This window comes from Pseudobutyrivibrio xylanivorans (assembly GCF_010906925.1).
In the GTDB taxonomy this organism is placed as follows: Bacteria; Bacillota; Clostridia; order Lachnospirales; family Lachnospiraceae; genus Pseudobutyrivibrio.
Genome location: NZ_VTVE01000001.1, coordinates 1,346,817 through 1,361,858, shown reverse-complemented (window position 1 = coordinate 1,361,858; position 15,042 = coordinate 1,346,817). Strand labels below are relative to the sequence as shown.

The window sequence follows — 15,042 nt, the reverse complement described above, 5'->3', positions numbered from 1 at the left end:
AGGTGAGGTTTCCTGCTGTAGGTTATGTAGATGGCGAATTGATTTTACTGCCTAAAATGAAAAAGTCCGTGCAAGCAGTAGAAAAAGATACTTTACAGGTCGGTGCAAAAGTATTATTATACTACCAAGGCTTAAATTGATATAAGTGACATATGAGGTATGCAGAAGAATAGACGAGGACAATGCTATGAATAAAGAGACAAAAAATAACGTGACTTTTATGACATTTGATTTGTTTAAGAATGCAGGTGTGAAGCATGGCTTTTCTACAAGGATTGGTGGAGTGAGTGATGGTGTTTTTGATTCACTTAACTTGGGATTCAATCGTGGAGATGAGGATGCCAATGTACACGAGAATTTTAAGCGAATTGCAAATGCACTTGATATGAATTATGAGCGTATGTGCCTTTCAAAGCAGACACACACAACCAATGTAATTGTGGTGGATGAAAAGGATGCAGGAAATGGAATAGTTAGACCGCTTCCTTATGATGATGTAGATGGGCTTATTACAAATGTAAAGGACATGCCACTGGTTACTTTTTATGCGGATTGTGTTCCTCTTTTTTTGTATGATCCGGTTCATGAAGTGGTGGCTCTTTCCCACTCTGGTTGGAGAGGAACAGTTGGAAAAATTGGCAAGGTGACTATTGAAAAAATGGCTGAGCATTTTGGCACAGTTCCAGCTGATGTAATCTGTGGTATAGCTCCAAGCATATGCAGAAATTGCTACGAGGTAAGTGCTGATGTTGCAGATGCTTTTGTAGGTGCATTTGGAGAAGAAAATAGAGATGTGATTTTAAAACCATCGGTCTTTAATCCAGATGATTCAGATAAATACATGCTTGATTTGTGGGCTGCATGCAAGCTTGTTTTTCTTGAAGCAGGAGTGCCAGAGGAGAATATTGAAATTACGGATTACTGCACTCGGTGCAATCCAGATTTATTCTACTCACACAGAATTATGGGAGCAAATCGAGGCAGCCTAGCTGCGTTTATTTCATTGTAGTTTAGTTTATTTGGGAGAATGTTGTTTATGAATTGTAAAAATTGCGGAGCGCCTGTAGATGGACATATTGCCTGCCCTAAGTGTGGGCGGATAGTTGATTTTTCTGGCGGAGTTTCAAAACCAGAACCTCGCACTAGTTATGGAATTAATTGGGGTACAGAGGAAACACCTGCAGCTACGGCAGGGGTGGAGTTGGCAAAAGAGAATAAAGCAGAAGCTACATCAGTATCAAACCAGGTATTTGAGCCTGTGACAGAAGAGCCAGTAGCAGAAAATAGTGTAAAGACAGCTCCTTTTGTAGCTGAGTCTAGAACAGATACATCAGAAGATGAATCTGAGGATATCTCTATTTTTGATACATTCAGCGAAGCTATGTATGATATTGCTGAGGACGTGTTAGAGGTTGGGGATGATATGAAAGAGGATATAGCTGATGCAGTTGAGAATATTACTGATGCTGTAGAGAATATTGCTGATGCTATTACTGCAGATTCGGATGATGAGGATGAAGAAGATAATTCGGCTGCTGTCACTTCAAGTTCTATAGCTGCAGAAGATAAAGAAGAGGAGCCATACAGATATAAGGATAATAAATATGAGTTTAGTGGTGTAGCAAGTTCAGCTGACTCAAGCGATATTTCGAAAGGAAATCGAGCAAAATCTCGTAAGAGTTTTAAAGGGAAGCTGTTTGCTGCGCTAATGTCCATTTTGGTGTTCATGCTACAAATAGTTTATGAAACTGCAACTTATCAACCTACGTATACATATGATACACCATCGACTAGTATAGATAATAGATATTTAAATTCTGAATATGCTAGGCAAGAATTATACAATAAAACAAATTTAAATATTTACGGTTTGTCGGCAGGAGTCGAACAGGATCCAGTTGTATATGTTTACGCTGACTTAGGAAAGATCTATAAAAGTGATGGAGAAAGAATTGAAATATTTAATAATGCTATTGTGAAGTCTGACTTAAATCACAAAAGGATTGCATATTATCAGGAAGGGCAGTTGTTTTTGGTAGATAAAAAGTTGGAGCCAGAAATCGTAGCTAGTAAAGTAAAGGATTTCCAAATTTCATCAGATGGAGATGACCTTGCATATATAAATGAAAACAATGATTTGATTTATCGTAAATACGATAACAATGATTATGAAGAATATACAGTAGCTTCTAATGCGGATTCTTTTGTTTTTGCTGCTTCAACAAGTAAAGCAGGCTTTTTATATTTAGGGGAAACTGATGAAGGAAAAGCTCTTATTCAGTGTGACAAAGATGGAAACAATCAGAAAGTAATAGCATCAGGAGAGTGCAAACCAATTTCTGTTGCATATGATTTACTTTGTACTTTTTATTTGGATGAGAATAATCACTTGCATAGATATTATGATGGAAGTGATGAAGATATAGAATATGATGTGACAATAAATGATAATTCTGAGTATATTATTTCCAATGACAAGAGCGCTATATTAGTTAACAATATTGCTGTGGATGGTAAGATCTACTGTGCTAACAAATTTACAAAAGAATTATCTGTTATTGATGAGCCAGGATTATCTGAGGTTGATATTTATGAGGCTACAAAAGCTGTTGTAGCATTAGCCGTTACATATCGGTCAGATGAAGGGCTTGTAGAAGTGAAATTTGGTCCTGGCGGATCTACCAAATATGTGATTACAGAAAGTACAAATGTAGATTGCTTTGCAGTTAATGCCAAAGAGGATGTAGTACTGTACAAGCTTGATAATCAGTTGTACAAATGGTCTAGAACAGAATCCACAGATGAAGTTATAGATGAAGATGCTTCAGCCATTGATAATATATCTGTCTCAAGTCCTGGAGAATTCTATTATCTAAAGGGAAGTGAATTGTATTATTATAGTACTATTACCCATACACATGAACCGGTTTTATTATCAGATGAGGTAGACAGGATAGATAAATACACTGATAATACAGGTCATGTTACAATCGGATTTGTTAAAACTGATTTAATAACCCGATATATGTTGACAGAAAACGGACAATATATTCAGGAGTAAAGGGCATTTACAGCCGCTGGAATATCTTCCTTTGGAATTCTGCTGAAGGACAAAAGAAGAGTTTCCTCATCTTCAGTAGAGCTGATAGTATTTACCGCGATGCCTTTTTTTAGAAGCGCATCTGATAGGTTTTTACCTTTTAAATTTAAGGCGATTTCCATTCCGCTATCGCCAAATAATAATTGTTCAGAAGAGAAATGTTTACTTAGTTCACTAAGAGCTAGTTCACGTTTCTCTTCTTGTAGTTTACGGATTTTTTTTATGTGCCTGTTAAGATGGCCATCACGAAGAAACTGGGCAAGTGCAATTTGCTCAGCCTTTGAGGTGGTTTGGTTGAAATATTTTTTTATGTCCTGATACTGGTTTTTGGTGTCCTTTGGAAGAATAATATAACTGATTCTGACGCTTGGAAGAAGGACACTTGAAAAGGAGCCAAGGAAGGCCACTTGCTCTCCGCCAGTCATGGCATATAGACTAGGGGTAGGGGTGGTTGAAAATACAAACTCATTTTGATAGTCATCCTCTATAATAAGGTGGTCATTGGTGAAGGCATGGTCGATAAGCTCGCGGCGTCTCTTCATAGTCATGACCTGGCCCCATTTGGTCATGTAGGATGGGGTGACATATATGAGGGCACTGTTTTTATCTCTATAATTTACCTGATAGCCAGCCATCTCAAATGTCTTGGCACCATCAGAAAATTCTCTTGTAGGAAAAGATATAGTCTTATCAGTTGGATTAAGAGCAATTAGAATCGTAAGCAAACTTTGGAATCCGGCGCCGATTACCACGTCATCTGCGCTGCAAATGATATTTCTTTTTTTCCTAACATATTTTGCAATTTCTGCTCTAAGATCTTCTTCACCTTGATTGTCGGAATAGGATAGTAAACGTTCCTCTTGTCTGAGGGCGGATTTCATATATCTAGTCCAAAGCGGAAGGCAAGAAACCTGCTTATCTTCGCCGATTGTAGCTAGGTCATAGCGGATTTTGGCAGTATCTTTTTTGATATTTTCAATTTCTTTTTCCTGAACGCGGTCCTTCATGGTGGCCGAAAGACCTGTTACAAAATAGCCAACCTTCTCCACTGAGTAAATATATCCATCGGCAGACAGCTGCAAGTATGCTGTTTCTACAGAGGTGCGGCTAACACTAAGAAGCTGCTCCGTCTCCCTGAGAGATGGCATTCTATCCCCTTTGTTTAGGGCTCCTTCGTTCATTTGCTTAACATAATAGTCATAGATTTTCTCGTATACCTTCATATCTGTCCCCTAAAAATTAATTTAAATTGAGTATTTTTTAAGTATCAGTTTGGTGGTATTATACCGCTAACATAAATGATTAGGAAGTGCTTTCGAATAAAAAGTTTAAATGGAGGACATCATGAAAAACACATCTATCAGCACAAAAACTAACGCAACTGAAACCACTCATACTTTGATTATTGCTTCTTTGATGGCTGCACTTACATGTGTGGGCACTATGATTATAAAAGTTCCAACACCGACAAATGGATATATTCATCCAGGAGACGGATTTGTTTTGTTATCGGGTCTTTTACTAGGGCCTATTTGGGGAGGCTTGGCAGCAGGCATTGGTTCAGCTCTTTCTGATTTAATTGGCGGATATTTTATTTATGTTCCTGCCACTTTTATCATTAAGGCACTGACTGCGTTTGTAGGGTATTTTGTTTTTGTTTTTATGAAAAAGGTTATTTCTTCAAAAACCAATCCTGCGCCAGTGATTATTTCAGGAATAACAGGAGAGGCTGTGATGGTGGTTGGATATTTCCTTTTTGAAATTTTCATGCTTGCCACTGTAAATGGCTCCTCAGTACAAGCTGGATTTGTGGCTGCTACAGCAGGCTTGATTCCAAATATTATACAGGGAGTTTTTGGAGTAATTATTTCCACAGTTCTTTATCCTTTGCTTACTAAACTTTCTCGATAAGAGACCATTATTGATAAAATATTTCATCTATTGAAAAAAGTGGAATCGCCTATTGACTATATAGGCGATTCTTTTTATAGTAATCACATATTTAACCAGTAGGTAAATATATTTAAGATAAAAAAAGTGAAAGGAACAGGAGATAATGTTTGTTTATGCAGATAATGCGGCAACAACAGCCGTTAGTAAAAATGTATTAGATGCAATGGTTCCAATATACACAGAAGTATATGGAAATCCATCTAGCTTATATTCAGTAGGACAGAAGGCTAAGGAGATTCTTGAGGAATCAAGAGAGAGAATTGCAAAAATCTTAGGAGCTAAGCCACGTGAGATTTACTTTACATCAGGTGGTAGCGAGGCTGACAATCAGGCTATCGTATCAGCTGCCAGATTTGGAGATAAGAAGGGAAAGAAGCATATTATCTCAACAAAGTTTGAACACCATGCAGTACTTCATACTCTTCAGGCTCTTGAGAAGGAAGGCTTTGAAGTAACACTTCTTGATGTACATGAGAATGGTGTTGTTACACCTGAGCAGGTAGCAGATGCTATTCGTGAGGACACTGCACTTGTAACAATCATGTACGCTAACAATGAAATCGGAACAGTTCAGCCAATCGCTGAAATCGGTGCTATTTGCAAGGAGAAGGGTGTTCTTTTCCACACAGATGCAGTTCAGGCTGTTAGTCATATTCATATTAATGTTGTAGAGCAGAATATTGATATGCTTTCAATCTCAGCTCATAAGTTCCACGGACCAAAGGGCGTTGGTGTGCTTTATGCTAGAGGCGGTGTTGCTCTTACTAACATCATCAATGGTGGTGCTCAGGAGAGAGGTAAGAGAGCAGGTACAGAAAATCTTGCAGGTATTGTTGGTATGACAGTAGCTCTCGAGGATGCTGTTGAGCATATGGATGAGAACAATGCAAAATTCGAGAAGCTTCAGGACAGACTTATTGAGGGACTTTCAAAGATTCCTTATTCAGAGCTCAATGGTGACAGACGCCAGAGAGTAAAGCCAAATGTTAATTTCTGCTTTGAGGGAATTGAGGGAGAGTCATTGCTTCTTCTTTTAGATGACAAGGGAATTGCAGTGTCATCAGGCTCAGCTTGTACATCAGGCTCACTTGATCCTAGCCATGTACTTCTTGCTATCGGAAGACCACATGAGGTGGCGCATGGTTCTCTTAGAATTTCTCTTGGAGAGGATGCAGATGAGGAGCAGGTAGACTACATCATCAAATCTGTAACAGAGGTTGTGGAGTATCTTAGAAGCTTTTCACCATTCTGGGGTGATTTAACAACTGGCAAGAGACCACACGTTTTTTCAGAGCATAAAGCAGTATAAGGAGGAAATGAAAAATGGCACTTTATAGTGAAAAGGTTATGGACCATTTTAGAAACCCAAGAAATGTGGGAGTTATAGAGGATGCTGATGGAGTTGGAGAAGTAGGAAATCCAGTCTGCGGCGATATTATGAAAATCTATTTAAAGATTAACGATGAGCAGGTCATCAACGACGTAAAGTTTGAGACATTTGGTTGCGGTAGTGCCATTGCATCTAGCTCAATGGCTACAGAGCTCATTAAGGGCAAGCCACTTTCTGAGGCATTACAGCTTACAAACAAGGCTGTTACAGAGGCGTTAGATGGACTTCCACCTCACAAGCTTCACTGTTCAGTACTTGCTGAGGAGGCAATCAAATCAGCAGTAAAGGATTACTATGACAAGAATGGAATCGAATATGATCCAGCTGATTTCCCAGAGGATCATGACTGCGAGGCATGTCATTTACAGTAACTAAAGAGTGTGGTCAGGAGATAAAGGCTCCTGACCTTTTTATTGCAATAGAATAGAGGACACCATATAATTAATTCAATTGAATTATAAGGTGGGGGACAATAATGGAAAGACCAATACTAAAAAATAAAATTTACCTGTATTTGACAGAGTTTTTCGCAGGAATGTCAGTTATGGCTGTAGAGCTAGGTGCCAGCAGACTATTGGCGCCTTATTTTAGTTCATCACAAATAGTGTGGACCATTATAATAGGAACAATTATGATAGCCATGGCGCTTGGAAACCTTTACGGTGGCAGGATGGCAGACAAGGATCCCAATCCAGATAAGCTTTATAAGAGGATTGTGATAGCAGCCATTTGGATAGGACTTATTCCTGTAGTTGGAAAATATATAATTATTGGAATATCGGCGCTTCTGATTTTTGCAGTTAGCAATCATTTCCTTGTTATTGCAGGATTTGTTGCCTGCATGGTGTTATTCGTATTTCCGTTATTTCTTCTGGGAACAGTTACTCCTTCCCTTGTAAAGTTTTCTGTGGATAGCTTGGATGACAGCGGAAGTGTAGTTGGAAAGCTCAATGCCAGCAACACAATCGGAAGTATCATAGGCACCTTCGTGCCTACATTTATTAGTATTCCTGCAGTGGGTACAGCAGTTACATTCTTGATTTTTGCTGGAATACTTTTAGTGCTTTGCATTGTATATTTTGTAAGTTCAAAGATAAATTTTTCACAGGCCAAGAGGGTTCCTATTAGCATAGTGCTATTTTTAGTCTGCTGCCTACTTGGCCATAGCAATAGCTTTGCTTTTTGGCAGACTAATCTTAACTATGAGGGTGAATCTATTTATAACTACCTGCAGGTGTATGAGGACGATAAACAGGTGACACTTTCTACCAATGTGTTGTTTGGCGTCCAGTCGGTATATCAAAAGGAAAAGGGGCCTACCGGCTTGTACTATGACTATGCCATGGCGTCACTTTATATGGCAAATGAAGAGGCGAAGGAGACACCCTTAAAGATACTTATCCTTGGAAATGGCAGTGGAACATTTGCTACTCAGTGTGAGAGATATTTTGACAATGTAGATATTACCGGTGTTGAGATTGATGGAAAAATCACCGATTTGGCCACGAAGTATTTTGAACTGCCAGAGGATGTTCCTGTTGTCACATACGATGGCAGGGCATATCTTAATGCTATTGATGAAAAATACGATGTGATTATGGTGGATGCCTATCAGGATATTACCATTCCATTTCAGATGTCTTCCCAGGAGTTCTTTCAGTTGGTAGCAGACCATCTCGATGAAAATGGTGTGATGGTAGTCAATCTTAATATGAGAAGTGATACCCCAGGAAATATTAATGATTACCTTTCTGATACTATAGGCAGTGTATTTCCATACATTTACACAGCAGATGTTAGTGGATGGAGCAACAGAGTTTTATACGCTAGCTTTAATTCGGAGATGGTGGCTAATCTAGAAGGGGCTATTAATAGAGAGACTGATTCGGATTTACGATATATGATGGGAAAGTCCTATGAGGGGTTGCAAGCGTACAATCCAGGTGATTTGATTATGACTGATGACAAAGCTCCGGTTGAGCTTCTAGGTATGCAAATAATTGACGAAATTATCGTGGATGAAGTAAATTATTATAAAAGAATATATAAGGATAAGGGTCTTTCGGGACTTTTAGAATTGATATAAGAGAGGGGATTTTATGGCTTATTTTCCAATGTTTGTTGATTTGACAGACGCCAATTGTCTGGTCGTAGGAGGAGGCTCTGTAGCCCTTAGAAAGGTTAACGTTCTTCTGGATTTTGGCGCAAAAGTCCATGTTATTGCAAAAGAGATTTCAATGGATTTGGCCGCACTTTCAGAGGAGACGGATCACTTGCTTCTTGAGCAGAGAGAGTTTACGCCATTTGATTTGCAAGATAGAAAATTGGTTATTGTTGCAACAAGCGACAATGAATTAAATGGGCAGATTTATATGATGTGCTCAGAGGGTGGAATACCTGTAAATGTAGTTGACGACCAGGAAAAATGCAGCTTTATTTTTCCTTCTTATATCAAGGAGCAGAATCTTGTAGGTGCATTTTCAAGTGGAGGCAATAGCCCTGCCCTTACTCAATATCTTAAGAATAAAGAAAAAGAAATACTTACACCTAGGCTTGGTGAGCTTAATGAAGTTCTTGGTCGTTGGCGTCAGCCAATCAAGGAGCTTTTCCCACTGGAGTCTAGTCGCAAGAGTGCATTCGAGCAGCTTATTGACTATGCTCTTTGCTATGATGGCATTCCAACAGACGAGGAGATAGAAGAGTTGCTTGGGGCCATTAGTATGACTTTGTAGAGGAATATAATGAAAGAAATATCTTATAAGGAATTAACAGAATTAGCAGAAGGGAGTTATGTATTAGTCGACATTCGAAATGAAGGCAGTCTAAAATATGGAATGATTCCAAATGCCATCAGCATTACTCACGAGATTTTTGAGACGGATTTTGAGGGTGTCGTAGCTAGACTTGATAAATCGAAAAAGATTGTTTTGTACTGTACAAGAGGTCAGATTTCAGTGGATGATGCTGAGCTTCTTTGCGATGAGGGATTTGATGCTGTTAGCTTAAAGGGTGGATATAATAGCTACCTTTCAGCACTTATGGAGCAGCAGGAATCTGAGGGAGAGGCAGAGCTTTCTGAGAAGACAGCTGAGATAGAAAAAAGCATTCGAAAGAAATTCCACAAGACTCTTTTTTCACCATTTGCCAGAGCCTGCAAGCAGTATGAGCTTATCAAAGAGGGAGACCATATCTGCGTGTGTATTTCTGGGGGCAAGGACTCTATGCTTATGGCAAAGCTTTTTCAGGAGATTAAGCGCCATCAGAAGGTGAATTTTGAGCTAACATTTCTTGTAATGGACCCTGGATATAGCCAGGTAAATAGACAGCTTATAGAGAGCAATGCCAAGCTTATGGGCATTCCTATTGTTGTGTATGAAAGCGATATATTTGATGCGGTTGATACAGTAGATAAGAACCCATGTTATCTTTGCGCCAGAATGAGAAGAGGACATCTGTATTCCAAGGCCAAGGAATTGGGCTGCAACAAAATAGCTTTGGGCCATCATTATGACGATGTTATCGAGACTATTCTTATGGGAATGCTTTACGGGGCCCAGGTGCAGACTATGATGCCAAAGCTTCATTCCACTAATTTCGAGGGCATGGAGCTGATTAGGCCACTCTATCTGGTGCGCCAGGATGATATTATCGCATGGCAGAGATACAATGGCCTTCACTTCCTACAGTGTGCTTGTCACTTTACTGAGACTTGCGACAGCTGCTCAGTTGATGGTACCAGCGCATCAAAGAGACTTGAGACTAGAAATCTCATTGCTGAGCTTAAAAAGGTTAATCCTTATGTGGAATCCAATATTTTCCGCAGCGTGGAAAATGTTAATCTAGCTACAGTTATTGCTTACAAGCAAGATGGAGTTAAGCATCATTTCCTTGATACCTATGATGAATAGTTACTCTTAAGTTATGATAAAAAATATGGAGAACCATCCTTTGGGTGGTTCTCTTTTTTGTCTAATTCTCTTACAATATTTAACATTTAGATGACAAAAATTGACAATATTTTGCAAAAAAAATACAATTAAGGGCAATATATCTATTATTATGTGGGGTTTATGGGATGGACTTTAGCCAGTATGAAATGCAAGGCTTACATGATGTAGGCGCTATTAATATTTTCATGGGAAATCAAGGTCGCAATTACAAGAGGCATTGGCATTCCTATGGAGAGATTATTTTAGTAGGGCCAGGAGATAGGCACATTTTCATGGTCAATCAAAATACCTACGATTTAGTGTCAGGTGATTTTGTATTGGTTTGGCCTAGAGAGATGCATGAGGTAGTAGATACGAATTTGGAAGAGGCATTAATTATTCAATTTAGCAATACTTTTATGAATTCATTATTTGATCTTCAACGTATCATGCATTTTTATAGAAATCTTCATGTACTTTGCGTAAATAATCATCGGCAGTTAGTTTTACAGTTACAGGAGATTGTTCATAAGATGCGAGACATTTTCTTTTCAGATTCATCTGATAAAGAGCTGAGATGTTGCATGCTTCTTATGGAGTTTATGCTTACACTAGATGAGCATAAAAATGAGTTTGCCCCAGAAATTAATTCTCTGGATAATAATGGATATAATGAAGATATCATGCGACGTATGATATCAGTTACTGATTACATTAAAAATAACCTTACTGCTGACGATTTGTCACAGGCGACTATGGCAAAGATGGCCGGCATTAGTAAGGATTATTTTTCCAGACTATTCAAGACAGTTACTGGCACTAATTATAGCAAATGGCTAAACATGATTAGGATGGAAAAGGCTACAGAACTGTTGAGTCTGGACAATAGACCACTTACCGAGGTTGCGATGCTTGCGGGATTTCAAAGTATCCCTAGCTTTAATAGAGTATTTCGCGCCGAAAAAGGTATGTCTCCAGGGGAGTATAGGAGCTTACGTGTAAAGGAAAAGGAGGTATTATGACTAGATTAACTAGACATGGAAGAACTATTGTTAAGGCACTATCTATGGTAGCACTTGCTGCAGTATTATTAGCAAGCGTAGGTACTAGTGCTGTTCATGCTGAGGTAGCTACAGAGAGTTCAGTTACACAGGAAATGTGTAATCCTACATATTGGAATAATTTATATGGCGATACAAATGGCACAGTTTTAATGGATGCCAATCAAATAAATTCTTTTAATAGTGCAGCATTAAAGGCAGCTGATTGTCATATGAACGATTTGACTGCTATGGATGCTAGCTTTGACAGCTCAGAGCTTAAAGGCAATCTTGCTAGCGCTATTATTTCTGAGAAGCCTGAGAAACCTATTTTTGTTAATGGCGTTCAGACAGACACAGCTACATATTATGGGGCTATTTCCCAGTTGGTTTCAGCTACAGGCTGGGACGGAGTAATTGGGCCTAAATATGCTCTTGCTGTTAGTCAGACTCAAATCAAATCAATCCCTACAGCTGATTATATTGGATATGATGAAACAGACTCAGACGATGAGGTTACTTTATCTAGCCTTAGAGTAAATGAGCCATTTATTGTAAAGCAGACAGCTGTTATAAATGATAAGGTTTTCTATTGGGGATATTCTAATAGCGTATCTGGTTGGGTACTTGCAAGCGATTTAGCTTTTTGCGGTAGCAAGGCTGAGTGGCTTAATATGTGGCAGACAGGTGTATCCAATAAGGATTTTATTGTGGTAACAACAGACTATTTCACACTTTCTGAGTCACACTATGCACCTAGTGTATCTGGTGTTAAGTTGACTATGGGAACCACTCTTAAATTAGTTCCAGAATCAGAGATTCCTAGAAATATTTCAATGCGAGGAACATGGAATAATTATGTTGTATATATTCCAACTAGAGGTGCAGACGGAAGCTGCGTTAAGGAGATTGCATTAATTGCTCAGAATAAAGATGTAAACGAGGGATATTTACCTATGACATCAGCTAATGCAGTTGATTTAGCTTTTAAATATCTTGGAGATACATACGGATGGGGCGGTATGCTTGATTCTGTAGACTGCTCTGCATTTGTTAGAAATGTTTATAAGTGCTTTGGATTAGAAATGCCTAGAAATACTAACTGGCAGAAGGAAGTGCCTGGCACTTGCGTAAATGTTGGCGAGTACGATAGTGCAAGCAAGGCAGCATTAATTTCTGGTTGTACACCAGGAACTCCTCTTTATTTTTCAGGTCATACTATGATTTATCTTGGCACTGTAAATGGCACATCTTATGTAATAAGTGCATTAGGCTCAACAGCTGACAGTGAAGGATATCTTGATGTTCGAGTTCAAAATACAGTAGCAGTAACACCACTTACTGTTAGAAGGAAAAACGGAACTACATGGCTTGAAAACATTAATGGTGTAGTTATGCCATGGGCGATTGCAAACAATTAGAGGGGTAGTGAATTGAAACATACGGATATGCGGTATGTAATAAACTAGAAATAAAGGCAAAAGGAGAATGGTGGTAATGAAGGAATTTTACATTGATTGTGACGGGATTAAGTTGCATGCCAAATTGGATTTTCCAGAGGGGTTTGAAAAGGGGCCTCTTTGTATTCTGATTCATGGCTTTACTGGTCACATGGAAGAGGACCATATTGTAGCTGTTCAAAAGGCTATCAATAAGGCTGGGGTTGCTGTGCTTCGCGCAGAAATGTATGGTCATGGCAAAAGTGATGGGCAGTTTGAAAATCACACACTTTATAAATGGGTGACAAACGCTCTTGCTGTAGTTGATTATGCCAAGACTTTAGATTTTGTAACAGATTTATATTTGTGCGGACACTCTCAGGGCGGACTTCTGACAATGCTTATAGGTGGTATGTGCAACACTGCTTTTAAGGCAATTATTCCATTATCACCAGCTTGGATGATTCCTGAAATCTGTCGAGAAGGCTCCGTTCTAGATCAGACCTTCGATGTGAACAATATTCCTGAGACTGTATCATCCGGTGATTGGAATCTGTCGGGAAATTATATTAGAGTAGCTCAGACAATTCATGTGGAGGATGAGATTGCAAGATATAATGGTCCGGTTCTAATAGTTCACGGTGAAGCAGATGAGGTGGTCCCATTTTTCTATGGAGAAAAGGCTGCAAAGCTTTATAAAAACGCAAAGCTTGTTCCAATAAAAGATGATGATCATTGCTACGGACGCCATATGGATGAGATGGCAGATGCGGTATATCAGTTTTTTGCTGAGGATATGAAGTAATACATGGGGTTATATAATGTATGTTGTAAGTTAATGTTTCAATAAATAACAAAAGTGGAGGGTAAAAAATGAAAAAAGTGGATAATGCAACAAAGTATTATCTAGGATTTATTGCAGCAGCATCTCTTGTTGCTATAGGTGGGGCAATTGATATGCCAAGTTTTTTCGAGGGCTTATTAATAGGAGCTAGTATTCCAATTGCTGTTTACTGCCTTTGGAAATATGGCGTTTATCAGAATGAAAAGAAGAACAAAGCCAAAGAGGATGATGCTACTGGTATGAACAATGAAAATGCTTAAGGCTACAATGGGGACATTGTGAATTTAAGCAAAGGAGAATTTTGAAGTGAAAAATACTAGCACAAAAAAGATTGTTATCTCAGCCATAGTTTTAGCAGTGCTTATTGCAGCATTTGCACTTTTATATGGCAAGTTTCCAGCCAAGAGTACAGCCGGTGACAAGGCTATTGTTATTGAGGTTGTAGATGAAAGTGGAAACAGTACAGAATATGATGTTGATACAGATGCTGAGTATTTGAAGGATGCCATGGATGATTTGGCAGAGGCAGATGATAGCTTTTCTTTCAGCGGCAAGGATGGCGGTTATGGTCTCATGGTGCAGGTTATTAATGGCAAGCAGGCTATCTATGAAGAGGATGGTGCTTACTGGGCATTGTATGTAAATGGTGAGTATGGTCAGTATGGAGTGACAGAGCAGCCAGTTACTGATGGAGATACTTATACTTGGTCATATGAAGCGGCTGAATAGTATGGAAGACAAGTTTCGTTTTTCTGCCAAAGACATTGCACTAATCGGTGCCATGATTGCAGTAATAGAAGTATGTAAGGCAGTTCTTAGCTTTATGCCAAATGTAGAGTTGACCACATTTTGGTTGATTATGTTTACCCTATATTTTGGAAGAAAGGTTATAGCGGTAGTGCCAGCCTTTATTTTAGTAGAGGGCATTATCTACGGCATGAATACCTGGTGGATAATGTATCTATACATCTGGCCTTTGCTTGTGCTTTTGACTTGGCTTTTCAGAAAAGAAGATTCAGCATTATTCTGGGCAATTTTCTCAGGCATATTTGGGCTATGTTTTGGTGCCCTTTGCTCTATAACCTATTTTTTCATAGGATTTAGCTCAGGTGGAATTGCAGCAGGATTTAACACCGCCTTTCCTTGGTGGATTGCAGGAATAATGTGGGATATGATTCACTGCGTAGGAAATTTTGTTTTAATGCTATTTCTGTACAAGCCAATACGAAATGTAATGAAACGGTTTTAATTTTAGGACTTTATGATTAGAAAAATTCTAGTCATAGAGTCCTTTATTTTGTTGCGGAACATTCTAAAAAAATAGGCTTGCAAAAATAGGTGGTAGGA

The 15,042-nt window shown here is 38.8% G+C and carries 15 protein-coding genes; 14 read left to right on the top strand and 1 reads right to left on the bottom strand.

The features are described from left to right. Positions 1-187 precede the first annotated feature (187 nt). Both pgeF and F0Q01_RS06450 read left to right on the top strand, forming a co-directional pair. Positions 188-1,009 carry a peptidoglycan editing factor PgeF gene (gene pgeF / locus F0Q01_RS06455; protein ID WP_090487473.1) on the top strand — a complete coding sequence of 274 codons (822 nt, stop codon included), beginning with the start codon at positions 188-190 and terminating at the stop codon, positions 1,007-1,009. A gap of 27 nt (positions 1,010-1,036) precedes the next feature. Next, entirely contained in the window at positions 1,037-3,061 is a 2,025-nt protein-coding gene (locus tag F0Q01_RS06450; protein WP_090487469.1) for a zinc ribbon domain-containing protein, read from the top strand. Here F0Q01_RS06450 and F0Q01_RS06445 read toward each other — a convergent pair. Continuing rightward, positions 3,052-4,323 carry a PLP-dependent aminotransferase family protein gene (locus F0Q01_RS06445; protein ID WP_090487466.1) on the bottom strand — a complete coding sequence of 424 codons (1,272 nt, stop codon included), beginning with the start codon at positions 4,321-4,323 and terminating at the stop codon, positions 3,052-3,054. The genes F0Q01_RS06450 and F0Q01_RS06445 overlap by 10 nt on opposite strands. A gap of 121 nt (positions 4,324-4,444) precedes the next feature. On the opposite strand from F0Q01_RS06445, the gene F0Q01_RS06440 reads away from it, so the two are divergent. The 12 genes from F0Q01_RS06440 to F0Q01_RS06385 all read left to right on the top strand — a co-directional run bounded on the left by F0Q01_RS06440 (position 4,445) and on the right by F0Q01_RS06385 (position 14,944). Continuing rightward, on the top strand, positions 4,445-5,011 hold the full coding sequence (locus F0Q01_RS06440) for an ECF transporter S component (protein WP_090487463.1): 567 nt from the start codon (positions 4,445-4,447) through the stop codon (positions 5,009-5,011). A gap of 145 nt (positions 5,012-5,156) precedes the next feature. Then, on the top strand, positions 5,157-6,362 hold the full coding sequence (nifS, locus tag F0Q01_RS06435; RefSeq protein WP_090487460.1) for a cysteine desulfurase NifS: 1,206 nt from the start codon (positions 5,157-5,159) through the stop codon (positions 6,360-6,362). Positions 6,363-6,376: 14 nt separating this feature from the next. Then, positions 6,377-6,814 (top strand): Fe-S cluster assembly scaffold protein NifU, encoded by a 438-nt coding sequence (nifU, locus tag F0Q01_RS06430; protein ID WP_090154803.1) that lies wholly within the window; start codon positions 6,377-6,379, stop codon positions 6,812-6,814. A gap of 104 nt (positions 6,815-6,918) precedes the next feature. Beyond that, the gene (locus tag F0Q01_RS06425) at positions 6,919-8,529 is read left to right on the top strand and encodes a spermidine synthase (RefSeq protein ID WP_090487457.1); all 1,611 of its coding nucleotides are present in this window, start codon (positions 6,919-6,921) and stop codon (positions 8,527-8,529) included. 13 nt (positions 8,530-8,542) lie between these two features. After that, complete coding sequence (locus F0Q01_RS06420) at positions 8,543-9,175, top strand: precorrin-2 dehydrogenase/sirohydrochlorin ferrochelatase family protein (RefSeq protein WP_090487452.1); 633 nt, start codon at positions 8,543-8,545, stop codon at positions 9,173-9,175. A 9-nt stretch (positions 9,176-9,184) separates the two neighbouring features. Further along, positions 9,185-10,351 carry an ATP-binding protein gene (locus F0Q01_RS06415; RefSeq protein ID WP_090487449.1) on the top strand — a complete coding sequence of 389 codons (1,167 nt, stop codon included), beginning with the start codon at positions 9,185-9,187 and terminating at the stop codon, positions 10,349-10,351. 167 nt (positions 10,352-10,518) lie between these two features. After that, complete coding sequence (locus F0Q01_RS06410; RefSeq protein ID WP_090154819.1) at positions 10,519-11,394, top strand: AraC family transcriptional regulator; 876 nt, start codon at positions 10,519-10,521, stop codon at positions 11,392-11,394. Further along, positions 11,391-12,833: a C40 family peptidase gene (locus F0Q01_RS06405; protein ID WP_090487448.1), complete on the top strand. Its 1,443-nt coding sequence runs from the start codon at positions 11,391-11,393 to the stop codon at positions 12,831-12,833. The genes F0Q01_RS06410 and F0Q01_RS06405 overlap by 4 nt, the downstream gene beginning before the upstream one ends. A gap of 76 nt (positions 12,834-12,909) precedes the next feature. Beyond that, positions 12,910-13,656 carry an alpha/beta hydrolase family protein gene (locus F0Q01_RS06400; protein WP_090154823.1) on the top strand — a complete coding sequence of 249 codons (747 nt, stop codon included), beginning with the start codon at positions 12,910-12,912 and terminating at the stop codon, positions 13,654-13,656. 68 nt (positions 13,657-13,724) lie between these two features. Continuing rightward, positions 13,725-13,955, top strand: a complete 231-nt coding sequence (locus tag F0Q01_RS06395) for a hypothetical protein (RefSeq protein WP_090487444.1) — start codon at positions 13,725-13,727, stop codon at positions 13,953-13,955. Positions 13,956-14,001: 46 nt separating this feature from the next. Continuing rightward, on the top strand, positions 14,002-14,424 hold the full coding sequence (locus tag F0Q01_RS13980; protein ID WP_090487441.1) for a DUF4430 domain-containing protein: 423 nt from the start codon (positions 14,002-14,004) through the stop codon (positions 14,422-14,424). A gap of 1 nt (position 14,425) precedes the next feature. Beyond that, complete coding sequence (locus F0Q01_RS06385; RefSeq protein ID WP_090487438.1) at positions 14,426-14,944, top strand: hypothetical protein; 519 nt, start codon at positions 14,426-14,428, stop codon at positions 14,942-14,944. The last annotated feature ends 98 nt before the right edge of the window (positions 14,945-15,042 follow it).

Coding starts and splice junctions, on each gene's coding strand:
- nifU (WP_090154803.1), top strand. CDS start 6,377: ATGGCACTTTATAGTGAAAAGGTTATGGACCATTTTAGAAACCCAAGA.
- F0Q01_RS06420 (WP_090487452.1), top strand. CDS start 8,543: ATGGCTTATTTTCCAATGTTTGTTGATTTGACAGACGCCAATTGTCTG.
- F0Q01_RS06395 (WP_090487444.1), top strand. CDS start 13,725: ATGAAAAAAGTGGATAATGCAACAAAGTATTATCTAGGATTTATTGCA.
- F0Q01_RS06410 (WP_090154819.1), top strand. CDS start 10,519: ATGGACTTTAGCCAGTATGAAATGCAAGGCTTACATGATGTAGGCGCT.
- F0Q01_RS06445 (WP_090487466.1), bottom strand. CDS start 4,323: ATGAAGGTATACGAGAAAATCTATGACTATTATGTTAAGCAAATGAAC.
- F0Q01_RS06425 (WP_090487457.1), top strand. CDS start 6,919: ATGGAAAGACCAATACTAAAAAATAAAATTTACCTGTATTTGACAGAG.
- F0Q01_RS06450 (WP_090487469.1), top strand. CDS start 1,037: ATGAATTGTAAAAATTGCGGAGCGCCTGTAGATGGACATATTGCCTGC.
- F0Q01_RS06405 (WP_090487448.1), top strand. CDS start 11,391: ATGACTAGATTAACTAGACATGGAAGAACTATTGTTAAGGCACTATCT.
- F0Q01_RS06400 (WP_090154823.1), top strand. CDS start 12,910: ATGAAGGAATTTTACATTGATTGTGACGGGATTAAGTTGCATGCCAAA.
- F0Q01_RS06440 (WP_090487463.1), top strand. CDS start 4,445: ATGAAAAACACATCTATCAGCACAAAAACTAACGCAACTGAAACCACT.
- F0Q01_RS06415 (WP_090487449.1), top strand. CDS start 9,185: ATGAAAGAAATATCTTATAAGGAATTAACAGAATTAGCAGAAGGGAGT.
- nifS (WP_090487460.1), top strand. CDS start 5,157: ATGTTTGTTTATGCAGATAATGCGGCAACAACAGCCGTTAGTAAAAAT.
- pgeF (WP_090487473.1), top strand. CDS start 188: ATGAATAAAGAGACAAAAAATAACGTGACTTTTATGACATTTGATTTG.
- F0Q01_RS06385 (WP_090487438.1), top strand. CDS start 14,426: ATGGAAGACAAGTTTCGTTTTTCTGCCAAAGACATTGCACTAATCGGT.